This window comes from Plantactinospora sp. DSM 117369 (assembly GCF_053764795.1).
This window is the reverse complement of record NZ_CM132446.1, coordinates 5965378-5976969: the sequence shown is the minus strand read 5'-3', so window position 1 is coordinate 5976969 and position 11592 is coordinate 5965378. Positions and strand designations below refer to the sequence as shown.

Annotated in this window: 7 protein-coding genes; 3 read left to right on the top strand and 4 right to left on the bottom strand. The window is 69.4% G+C overall.

The window, feature by feature from the left end; translation table 11 throughout:
- Positions 1-83: 83 nt before the first annotated feature.
- Both abc-f and ACSMXO_RS25685 read right to left on the bottom strand, forming a co-directional pair.
- Positions 84-1721, bottom strand: coding sequence for a ribosomal protection-like ABC-F family protein (abc-f, locus tag ACSMXO_RS25690; RefSeq protein ID WP_455414112.1), 1638 nt, complete (start codon positions 1719-1721; stop codon positions 84-86).
- 803 nt (positions 1722-2524) lie between these two features.
- Complete coding sequence (locus ACSMXO_RS25685; RefSeq protein ID WP_455414111.1) at positions 2525-2674, bottom strand: hypothetical protein; 150 nt, start codon at positions 2672-2674, stop codon at positions 2525-2527.
- Positions 2675-3161: 487 nt separating this feature from the next.
- Between ACSMXO_RS25685 and ACSMXO_RS25680 the strand changes: the two genes are divergently transcribed.
- The 3 genes from ACSMXO_RS25680 to ACSMXO_RS25670 all read left to right on the top strand — a co-directional run bounded on the left by ACSMXO_RS25680 (position 3162) and on the right by ACSMXO_RS25670 (position 8303).
- Positions 3162-4598: an extracellular solute-binding protein gene (locus ACSMXO_RS25680; protein WP_455414110.1), complete on the top strand. Its 1437-nt coding sequence runs from the start codon at positions 3162-3164 to the stop codon at positions 4596-4598.
- Positions 4595-6640 (top strand): ABC transporter permease, encoded by a 2046-nt coding sequence (locus ACSMXO_RS25675; RefSeq protein WP_455414109.1) that lies wholly within the window; start codon positions 4595-4597, stop codon positions 6638-6640. Before ACSMXO_RS25680 ends, ACSMXO_RS25675 begins: the two co-directional genes overlap by 4 nt.
- A gap of 256 nt (positions 6641-6896) precedes the next feature.
- A complete protein-coding gene (locus ACSMXO_RS25670; RefSeq protein WP_455414108.1) occupies positions 6897-8303 on the top strand; it encodes a DM9 repeat-containing protein in 1407 nt (468 codons plus the stop codon).
- Positions 8304-8363: 60 nt separating this feature from the next.
- Here ACSMXO_RS25670 and ACSMXO_RS25665 read toward each other — a convergent pair whose 3' ends face one another.
- Positions 8364-9857, bottom strand: a complete 1494-nt coding sequence (locus ACSMXO_RS25665) for a WGR domain-containing protein (protein WP_455414107.1) — start codon at positions 9855-9857, stop codon at positions 8364-8366.
- A 416-nt stretch (positions 9858-10273) separates the two neighbouring features.
- Positions 10274-11587 carry an extracellular catalytic domain type 1 short-chain-length polyhydroxyalkanoate depolymerase gene (locus ACSMXO_RS25660; RefSeq protein ID WP_455414106.1) on the bottom strand — a complete coding sequence of 438 codons (1314 nt, stop codon included), beginning with the start codon at positions 11585-11587 and terminating at the stop codon, positions 10274-10276.
- Positions 11588-11592: the final 5 nt, after the last annotated feature.

The following is an 11592-nucleotide window of genomic DNA, read 5'->3' as shown; positions in this document are numbered from 1 at the left end:
GGCGTGAGGGAGGGTCAGGGGATCACCGGCGCCGGTCCGGCTGCGGGCGGGACGGTCCGCGAACCGGGGCGGCCCGGGGTGAGTCAGTCGACGTCCGGGGGGCCGGTCTCCAACAGGCGTCCCTCGGTGAGCCGCAGCCAACGGTTGACGTTGATCTCCGCGAGGAACCGCTCGTCGTGGCTGACCACCAGCAGCGCTCCCTCGTAGGCGTTGAGCGCGCTCTCCAACTGACCGACGCTGACCAGGTCGAGGTTGTTGGTCGGCTCGTCGAGCAGAAGTAGTTGCGGCGCCGGCTCGGCGCCCAGGACGCAGGCCAGGGTGGCGCGCAGCCGTTCGCCGCCGGAGAGCACCCCGACCGGCAGGTGGGCCCGGGGGCCGCGGAACAGGAAGCGGGCGAGCAGGTTCATCCGCTGCGCCTCCGGGGTCTGCGGCGCGAACGCGGCCAGGTTCTCCGCCACCGTACGGTCCGGGTCCAACAGGTCCAGCCGCTGGGACAGGTACGCGATGCGGCCGTCGGCCCGCTTGATCTGGCCACCCTCGGGCTCCAGGTCGCCGTTGATCAGGCGCAGCAGGGTGGACTTGCCGGCGCCGTTGGGGCCGAGCAGGGCGATCCGTTCCGGCCCCCGGATCGCCAGGTCGACGCCGTCGGCGGCGAACAGGGACCGCTCGCCGTACCGGACCTGCATCCGTTCACCGGTGAGGAGTGTGCGTCCGGCCGGTACGTTGGTGCCGGGCAGCACCAGCGAAATCTTCTGCTCGTTGCGCAGCGCGCGCCCTGCCTCGTCGAGCCGGGCTTTGGCCTCGTTGACCCGCGAGGAGTGCATCTCGTTCGCCTTGCCCGCGGACTCCTGAGCGTCCCGCTTCATGGTACCGGCGAAGATCTTCGGCAGGCCGGCGTTCTTGAGGTTGCGGGAGGCGTTGCTGGCCCGGCGTGCCGCCCGCTCGCGGGCCTCCTGCAGTTCCCGCTTCTCCCGCTTGAGCTCCTGCTCGGCGTTGCGGACGTTCTTCTCCGCCACCTCCTGCGCGGCGCGCACGGCCACCTCGTACTCGGTGAAGTTCCCGCCGTAGAACCGCAGCTCGCCGCGGTCGAGTTCGGCGATGCGGTCCATCCGGTCAAGCAGTGCCCGGTCGTGGCTGACCAGTAGCAGGCAGCCGTTCCACTGCTCCAGCACGTCGTAGAGCTTGTGCCGGGCCTCGAGGTCGAGATTGTTGGTCGGCTCGTCCAGCAGTAGCACGTCAGGCCGCTTCAACAGCTGCGCCGCCAGGCCGAGGGAGACGACCTGGCCGCCGCTGAGGGTGTCCAGGCGCCGGTCGAAGGCGAGGTCGCCGAGGCCCAGCCGGTCCAACTGGGCGCGGGTCCGCTCCTCGATGTCCCAGTCGTTGCCGATCGTGGTGAAGTGCTCCTCGCTGGCGTCTCCGGACTCGATGGCATGTAGTGCCCCGAGCAGCGGAGCGATCTCCAGAACCTCGGCCACGGTCAGGTCGCCGACCAGCGGCAGGCTCTGCGGGAGGTAGCCGAGCACCCCCTGGACCGAGACGGACCCGGCGGTGGGCCGGTACTCGCCGGCGATCAGCTTGAGCAGAGTGCTCTTACCGGAACCGTTCGGCGCGACCAGCCCGGTACGGCCCCCACCGATCGTGAAGGAAAGGTTCTGGAAGACCGGGTTGTCATCCGGCCAGGAGAAGGTCAGGTTCGAGCAGACGATGAAAGAATCGGACATCGGGAAACAACCTCGGATGTGAGGGCAGGCGGACCCCAGCCGCCCGACAGGGGACATGGTCTCGAAGCAACGACGGCACGACCACGGCAACGGCGCTCATAGGCGCGGGCCGGTGGCCGATCACATGTCCGGTCTCACCCGGAGATGTCGTCGTCACCCACCATGTCTCGTCTCCCATGTTTGTCTGATCATCCAGGTTCAGATCATTCGCGATCTACCGTAGCACCGGCGGCACTCGGTCCGCCGGGCGGAAGCCAAGGTAGGGAGGTCCACCCGATTTCGGGGAGCCGGAGGGCCGGCCGGGTGGCGCTGGCGAGAGCGTGGACCAGACCACCCGATCACACCGTACGGCACCTGGGTCAACGCCTGGACCAGGCCGGCGAATGAGCTCCGGGTCTGGTGCGGGCTACCACGCTGAGACGGGTGCCGGAGACGGCAGCTCTGGCCCAGGCCCGGCCAAGGGCTGCCGTCCTCGGTAGATGTGCCACCCGTCTGCGGAGCCGACCGGCGCGACCTGGAAATCCGGGAACCCTGGCGCAGGCGAAACCCATGCCTATCCCACGGCCACGATCAACGACGAACCCTCACCACCCGCCCGCACTGAAACGTGACGGACCTGTGTGGGGTTAACGTGTCCGAGCCGTATCCAGATGCCGGCCTCATGATCGACTATTGCCGCTAGGCACCTCTTCGTCGGACGGAGCGTAACGGTGGTAGTAGCGGTGAGTGCGACCGCCAACGAGATCGACCACGGTGGAAGGCGGAATGGGGCGCCAGCCCAGGCCGTCGGCACCCCAGTGCGCTCAGTCGTAGACCGGTTCTCCCCGCAACTGGAACGTGTCGAGTTGGCCGGGCAGGTGCGCGCCCAACTGTCCCAGCAATAGTCCGGGACCGAACCCGAAGACGCCGATGACGGCCGACCCGCCGAGCAGCAGCGCAAACCACATCGGCACGGCCGGCCGGATCTGTGTCGCTGGCCGCCGTCGCCGGCACGTCATGGAGCACGAGGACCACGCTGTCAGCAGGGCGACGGACGCATCCACCTCGGAAGACTTCGCCACCACAACGAAGAGCGCGACCGTCCTCAATGCCGCGAGCCGGAGACCGTGCTGCGACCTCGATTGCGGCCATTGATGGCGACAAATGGCGCCGTTCCCCATATTTCGCTCCACCCCTAGGCGCGACTTTCCGAAATGTGTAAGGTGAGCGCACCGCCGGACAGGCCGACGTTCCGGGCCGGCGGCGCGCGTGTCTCGGGGCAAGTCGGGGGAAGGCCCGCCGCGTTCCGGGGCAACTTTCCGAAGACTGCGCGGCAGAGGCGGGCTGCGACCACCCGATCGGGCGATCGTCCTCGTGTGCGGTTCGCAGGTGTCTACAGGGGAGGCGGCAGGCCTCCCGGCCCCCTTCGGCGTGTAGCGGTGGGCGAGACGGAGGAGGCGAATGGCCATGGAGGACAACCCGTTGCGGTCCCGGCGCGGCTTTCTGGGAATGGGGGTGGGGTTGCTTGGCGCGGCCGGTCTGGCCGGGTGCGGAGGCAGTTCGCCGTCGACCCCCCGGGTGCAGGCCGAGGTCCCGAAGGAGCTGATCGACGCCGCGGCGTCGTTGAAGGGCTCGTCGATGGGGATGCTGTCGCAGAAGCTGTACTCGGAGGCGGCGAACGCGGCGCTCGACAGCTCGATCAAGAAGTTCGCCGACACCACCGGTACGAAGATCGGGAACAGTCTGGTCCAGGCCGACGCCGGTGACGTGGTGGCCAAGATCGACGCCGAGGTCAAGGGTGGCGTCGCGCGTGACCTTGCGTTCATGACCGACTCGCGGTTCGTCGCGCAGTTCCAGGCGCTCGGCGACCTGGAGGACGTGACGGACGTCGTCCAGGCGCTGACGGCGAAGTACGGCGAGCCCACGGCGGAGTCCAAGAACTTCTGCGTCTTCGACGGCAAGTGGTTCGCCATTCCCTACCACTTCATCGGGATCGGGTCGTTCCTGCGCAAGGACTGGATGCAGGACAAGGGCATCACTCCCAAGGACATCTACACCTGGGAGGAGCTGCGAGACCTGTGCCTGGCCATCTCCGATCCGTCCAAGCGCCGGTTCGGCTGGGGCATGACCGTGAACCGGTCCGGTGACGCCAACGGCATGATCGAGGCACTGATCAACTCCTACGGCGGGGCGATCGCCTCCAACGACGGCAGGAAGGTCACGTTCGACTCGCCCGAGACGGTACAGGCGGTGACCTTCCTCGGGGACATCTACACCAACTCCAAGTACAAGCCGATGCTGCCGCCGGGGGTGGCCGCCTGGACCGACTCCAGCAACAACGAGAACTGGCTCGCCGGGATCCTCGGCTACACCCGCAACCAGCTCAGCGTCTACGCGGACTCCAAGACCAAGAAGTACCCCGTCTACGACAACACCCACGTCTTCGCCGACTGCATCGGGCCGGCCACCGACAATCCCCTGCTGCTCGGCCAGTCCCAGGCCTTCGTCATCTTCAAGGGCGCCAAGAACGCCGCGCTCGCCAAGCTCCTGGCGCAGTACCTGGTCAGTGCGCCCGCGCTACTCGGGGTGGCGAAGGAGGCGCCCGGCCTGGCCCTGCCCGCCTGGCAGAAGGTCTGGGACGCCGACCCGTTCTTCACCGGCGGCGACCCGGCGTTCCCCATCATGCGCAAGATCACCGAGCTGCCGCTGCCGCTGACCACGAAGAACGGCTTGAACTTCCCGCAGAAGGCCAGCGCGGGCCAGCAGGCCGCCGTCGGAGCCTACGTCCTCACCGACATGATGCAGCAGGTTCTCCAGGGAACGACGCCCGCGCAGGCCGTGCAGGCCGCCCACGCGAAGATGGTGCAAATCTTCACCCAGCAGGGGCTGCCGCAGTGAGATCGGTCCGTCCAGCGCCGGCCCCGGCGAAGGGGGCATCCTCGCCGCCGGGGCACGGTGGCTTCACCACGACCCAGCGGCGGCTGGGTCGTGACTGGCGGCTGGCGGCACTGTTCCTGGCGCCCACCGCCGTACTGGTCGGCGGGCTCGTGCTCGTGCCGATCGCCTGGTCGGTCGTCACCAGCACGATGGAACGGCACGGGCAGCAGAGCGTCTTCGTCGGCCTGGCCAACTACATCGCCCTGGCCGGGGACGAGCAGTTCCGCACGGGCGTGGTGAACTCGTTCGTCTTCACCGCGTACGCCGAGGTGTTCAAGGTGGTGCTGGGGCTGTCCGCGGCCTTGCTGCTGCATTACCGGCGCCGTGGGCGGGCGGTGTTGGCCGGGCTGCTCCTGTTGCCGTGGGTGGTGCCGACGGTGGTCACGGCGTTCAGTTGGCGCTCGCTGCTCGATCCGATCTTCGGCAGCGTCAACATGCTGCTCACCGAGTCGGGGATCGGGCCGCTGCTGGCCAAGGCGCACCTGGTCGACAGCTGGCCCGCGGGCTGGCTGTCCGAGGCGTCGCTGGCCATGCCGTCGGTGATCCTCGTCAACGTGTGGAAGGGGGTGCCGTTCTTCACCGTCGCGTTCCTCGCGGGGTTGAAGGCCATCCCGGCAGACCTGTACGAGGCGGCGACCGTCGACGGCGCCTCGTCGTGGCAGCGGTTCGTCCACGTGACGCTGCCCGGACTGCGCCACGTGATCACCGTAACGGTGACCCTGTCGTCGATCTGGACGTTCAACAACTTCGACCTCATCTGGTTGCTGACGCAAGGCGGCCCGGGCAACGCGACCGCGCCATATGTGCTGGTCGCCTACTCGAAGGCGATCCTGCAACTGCAGTACGGCGCGGGGGCGGCGGTCACGCTCGTGATGCTGCCGGTCATCGGCGGGCTGGTGTTCGTCCTGGTCCGGTTGCTGCGCCGGGACGCCGGCACCGAGCTGCCCCGACGTGCCCGGAAGGCGCGGAAGACGCGGAATGTGGGCACGGCGGAGAAGGCGCGGAAGGCGCGGAAGGCGATGCCGTGGGTCGTCACCGCGGCGATCGTCGGTCTGCTGGCCTGGGTGTCGCCACACATCCTCTGGAAGTCGGCGGTGGTCCTCGGGGTGATCCTGCTGGTCGCGGCGGCGGTCGGTCGGGTGGTCTCGGCGTTCCAGAACTGGGGACATCGCCGGACGTCGTCCCTGGTGTCGAAGCTGGCGTCCGGAGTCGCGCTGGCCGTGTTGCTCTTCTTCGTCCTGGCCCCGCTGTACTGGATCGCCGTCACGGCCTTCAAGTCCGAGGGTCAGATCGTCATGCGCGAACACGACCTGTGGCCGACGCCGTGGACCCTGCAGCAGTTCACCGACCTCTTCGCCACCAAGCCCTTCGGCCGCTGGTACCTCAACACCCTGCTGGTCTCCGCGGCGTCCACCGCGGTGGCACTGGTCTGCGCCGCCCTCGCGGGCTACGCGCTGGCCCGGCTGCGGTTCCGCGGGGCTCAGGGTTTCACCGTCACGGTGCTGATCACCTACGTGATGCCGGGCGCGCTGCTGTTCATCCCGCTGTACCAGCTGCTCATCGGGGTGCGGCTCACCGACTCGCTGTGGTCTCTGGTGGTGACGTACCCGACCTTCACGCTTCCGTTCGCCACCTGGCTGCTGGCGGGGTACTTCTCGTCGATCCCTGTCGAGCTGGAGGAGGCCGCGCTGGTCGACGGCTGCACCCGCCTCCAGGCGTTCGGCCGGGTGGTGCTGCCCCTCGCCAAGCCGGGACTACTGGCGGTCGCGCTGTTCACCCTGACCAATGCCTGGAACGAGTTCCTCTTCGCCTTCGTGTTCATCACGAAGGACGAGTACAAGACGCTCCCCGTGGGGATGCAGTCGATGATCGCCGGGGACGTCGTGCCGCAGGGGCAGCTCGCCGCGGCGTCGCTGCTCGTCAGCATCCCCGTGGTGATCATGTACGCCTTTGGACAGCGCTTCCTTACCGAGGGGCTCACCGCGGGGGCGGTGAAGGGCTGACCTGGGACGCCAGCACGCCGTCGAGCGACATGAATCCCGGATGGACCGGGCCACGCGTGTGTTGTTTCCCTCATGGCCGGCCGCCCGGAGCCGCCGCAAAGCTCGGCAAGCGCGGCCAGGCTAGGAACCGGACCCGGCCGGCAACGACCTGGTCGAGGAGCCCGTTCTTTGGCAGGTTCAGGTGTCGCCGGCACGGCCGCTCGTTAGCGGCCGGTGGGTCCGCGAGTCCTGAACCTGTTGATCTAGCCTCCACGGAATGAATGTTTCTGCCGCTGGATATCGCTGGGAGGCCGCCTGCGGCGGTCGGATCCCACCCGGCGCGGTACCGCACGGCTACGAGGCGGACGGCGAGCCACTGTGGGTGTGCCGCGTCCGGATGTACGGCGGCGTGCACCCGGGCAAGGTCCGCCCGGCCTTCGGCGCGGCCCAGGCCACCTGGGACGGTGAAGAGGTCGGCGTCGACGAGTACGAGGTGCTGATGGATCGCGGCGTCTGGGGCATAGCGTCCGGCGGCGCGGTGCCCGCGGACGCGCTGCCGGCGGGCCGGGAGGGCGACGGCGAACCGCTCTACGTCGCCCGCGCGGCGGTCGCGCCTGGCACCCTGCACATCGGCAAGGTGCGGCCGGCCTTCGGCGCCGCCAACATCGGATACGGCAACGACGAGCACGCCGTTCTTTCGTACGAGGTACTGCTGCACCCGTCGTCGTCTCCTCCGCCGGTGGCCCCGCAGCGTGCCGGGATCCAGATGGAACCCACCTACGCCGACTTCGGCACCGAGCCGCCACGCATCGGGAACGTCACGATCACCGGCGTCGACCGGTCCTCGGCTGCGGGCGACCACCTGGCCATCGGCGCCGGCGGGTCGGTCGAGCTGGAGTTCGACGTGCCCGACCCGGCCGTCGTCCGCGAGGCCTCCGTCGCCCTCGTGGCGCTCGCGTCGATGCTCTACCAGGCGCCCGGATACGCCCCGCTCACCGTTCGCCTCAACGGCAGACCGCTGGCCGACCGGCTGCGGATCCCGAACGGCGGTGGACTCCCGCAACGGCTGGTCTTCGCGGTCCCGGCCGAGGAGTTGGTGGCCGGCCGGAACATGTTGCGGATCGAAAGCGGTGACGACGCCCGGAGCATGCTGTGGTTGTACCGGGTGACGATCGACCCGATGCACGCGCACGATCAGGCGGGGCTGGCGCTCGACCGGCAGGCGATCGCCGAGCCGGTGCTACGGTACGCGACCGACGCCGGCGAGGTCACCATCTTCATCGACCGCGGCGAGCAGGCCGTCCTCGACCAAGTGGCCTGGGCGGACGCGTCCGGCGCCGAGTATGCGATCACGTTCGAGAAGCAGCAGGCCGCCTTCTACGGCTGGAGCCGGCAGCCGGGTAAGCGGCCGAGGGAGTTCCGCGGCCGGCTGATCGAGCGCGGCTCCGTCGCCAAGGAGGCTCGGCGCTTCTCCGCCGAGGAGGGCTGGGGCGGTGGATGGCACCGCTGTGCTGACCTGCTCCTCGCGGTGGGTGTGCCCGGCCGCCCGGTCACCAGGCTGACCTGGCGCGACGGCCGCGGCAACAACGGCACAGTCGCCTTCGGCGACGGCGGGTTCCTGGGAACCTACCAGCGGGTCGGGGAGGGCCCCATCGGCTACCGCGGCCGTCCGGCCCAGGGGTGATTCTGGTGGGCCCGCGGGCTCATACCTCCGGCCCGCGGTTCTGCGTGAGCGGGAGACCCGTCAGCGTAGGCGGCGGACGTCGCCATAGGCCCGGTAGAAGCCGCCCCGGCTCGCCTCGCGCAGCTCGGTGACCAGATAGCGGGCGTGTGGCTCGCGGATGCCCTTCGGGAACTGCACCAGCCAGTCCGGCCGGTAGCCGGGCGAGGCGACCCGCACCCGCAGCCGCCCGTTCTCCTCGACGCATTCGACCACGATTCCCGAGCCAACGTCGTTGGTTACCTCCAGCGTGGCGGTGGGGGCGACCGCCGGCATCCGGGGCGGCGCCTTCACGTCCACCACCTCCGGCACGTTGCCCTGCTGGGCCGCGCGGATCGCCGCCTCGCTGGCGTCGATGCAGGCGAGTGTGCCGGCCGTGGTAACCACGTAGAGGCGCTCGTCGCGGTACTGCATCGAGTAGGCGGAGCCGCAGCCGGTACCGAGCTTCCAGAGCCGGTTGCCGGCCGCGTCGAAGCAGTAGATGGAGGAGCGGTTGTCGCCGGCGAAGACGTACTCGCCCCCCTCGGCGGTGGCGCAGGAGTAGACCGGCGCGTCGCAGCGGTAGACCTGCTCTGACTGGCCATCCTTGGCGACCCGTACCACCTGGAGGGTGGCGGTGCCCGCGTAGAGCGCGTCGGGCTCCTGCCACCCGAACAGCACCGCACCGGTGGACCGGTGCCAGAGTTCCTGTCCGGTACCCCAGTCGTAGCTGGTCACCCCGCGGGAGTGGCCGTGGTGTACGGCGTGCTGGTCGCAGCGCACCATCCAGCCGGACGAGCCCCGCCCGTGCCGGCGCCACAGGAATTCGTCCTCGTGGTCGATCGCGGCGATGCCTCCACCCGAGTCGGAAACGCCGAGCACGCCGTCATGGATGTCCAGCCAGTAGATGTCGATGTCCGGAGCGATCTGGTAGGCCACCCGGGGAACCTTGCCGGAGAGGTCGTAGACGTTGCCGTCGTCGCAGCCCGCGTAGAGCCAGTCGTCGTCCGCAACGATGCACTTCACCCCGTCCGGTAGCCGGAACTGCTGGATCACCTGGGCGTCGTGGGTGAGCGTGGTGATGACGCCGTTCTCGTTGCCCACCATGGCCCGGTCGCCGTCGACAAAGATTCCGTAGGCGGGAGAGCCGCTGTCGTAGCGCCACAGCACCGGGGCGGTCTGCGTGACCGGGGGGACGGACCGGGCCCGGGCCGCGCGGGTAGTTGAGGAGTGATGCGTCCCGGAGGCGGGGTGCGGGACGGGGGAGTAGCTGCTGATGATCCGCCGGGATACGGCGCGCTTCTGGCGTCCCCCCGGGACAGCCGGTGCGTAGCCCTTGCGTACCTTTTCGCCGATCTTCTTGGCCGCTTCCCGCCGGGCCTGCGCGTTGTCGGCGTACGACGTCGTTTTGACCTGGCCGTGGTCCCCGATCCGGCCGTAGCGCATGGTCAGCTGCGGTCCGTCCACGGTCACCTCGTAGAACTTGTGCGCTCCGCCGGCCGATTCGGACAGTTCGAGGTACGTCGTCTCCTGGGACATGGCGGGCCTCCGAAGGGAATGGGGGGTTACGGCGAGCGTCGGGCAGGGTGAAGCGTCGACCGGCGGCGCACAGCCGGCGCGGCGACGAAGGAGATGCTATCCATCGGCCCCGACAACGTGGCCGTGCCCGGCCGCCGCGGCACCCCAGGGCTCGGCCGGTTCTAGGCACCAGGGTGGGGTTCCGTTGGCTGCTCCGTGCCTGCCCGGACGTCGGGGAACTGACCCGAACGCTGCGGTACACGGCCGGATTCCGGGCCTCCCACGATGCTGGCAGCCTATCGACCACTCTGGACGCAGCGCGTTTGCGGACCGCGGACCCGCGCGGACGCGGCGGGAATCGGCTGGACCAGCTTCCTCGCGGGCGAGGCCACCGCCGCCCAGGGCGCGGCGATGGCCTCACGTCTCGCGGTGGTCGGTCAGCTCGTGGTACAGGCGGATCCGTTCAAGGTGAAGGACGGTGGCCGGGCGGTGTTGCCGGTGTGTGTGGCCTGGAAGCCGATCCCGACCGACGCGTTCGGGGCGATGGTCCCGTTGTAGGAGACGTTGCGGGCGGTCACCACGCCGCTGTTCGGGGAGTAGGAGGCGTTCCAGCCGTTGGTGATGGTCTGTCCGCCGGGGAGCGTGAAGGCCAGGCTCCAGCCGTTGATAGCCGCACCGCCGGTGTTGGTGAGGGTGATGGCCGTGGTCAGGCCGGTGTTCCAGGCGTTGACCGCGTACGTCACCCGGCACCCACCGGGCGGCGCCGTGGTCGGCGGCGGCGTCGTGGTCGGCGGCGGCGTCGTGGTGGGTAGTGGGCTGGTCGGCGCGGTCGTGGGAGTGGTGCTGTCGAGGCCGAAGAAGCGGATCACCTGGGCGGCGTCGATCGGCAGGTTGTGCGTCACGCCCTGCATGCTGATCGCCTCCACCGGCGCCATGCCACCCGTGCCGCCGTACCGGGTGCGGGTGTACCCGGACTGCGGCGTGTCCGTGAACGACGGCGTCTGGGGCAGCCCGTGCACGTTGGTCCACTGCTTGATCTGCTCGCCGAAGTTGGGGTAGCGCAGGGTGTCGTCGTTGGTGCCGTGCCAGATCTGCATCCTGGGCCTCGGCCCGGTGTAGCCGGGGTAGGCGTTGCGGACCAGGTCGCCCCACTCCTGTGGAGTCTTGACAAGCTGGCCGCTGGAGCAGGTGCTGTTCCACTCGGAGCCGTTGGTGGTGGCGAAACAGGCGAAGGGCACACCGGCGAACGAGGCGCCGGCCTTGAACACGTCCGGGTAGTCGGCCAGCAGCACGTTGGTCATCATCGCCCCGGACGAGCTGCCGGTGACGAAGATGCGGTCCGGGTCGGCGTTGTACCGCTGCTGGGTGTAGCTGACCATGGAGGCGATCCCGACCGGGTCGCTGCCGCCACCGCGGCGTAGCGCCGACGGCGACGAGACGTCCCAGCAGCCGCTGCTGCGGGTCACCGACGGGTAGATCACGATGAAGCCGTACCGGTCGGCCAGCGACGCGTACCCGGTCTGGGAGTGGAAGCCGGGCCCGGAGCCGCCGCAGTAGTGGACGGCGACCACGACGGCTGGGCGGGTCGCGACCCGGTCCGGCACGTACAGGTGCATCCGGATGTTGCTGGGGTTGGTGCCGAAGCTGGTCACCTCGGTCAGCGTCGCGGCCGAGGCCGGCGCCGCCAAGATCACCGCCGCGGTGGCGGCCAGCGCGGCCGCCGCCAATGCGCACAACAGTTTGGTCTTCACTGGTC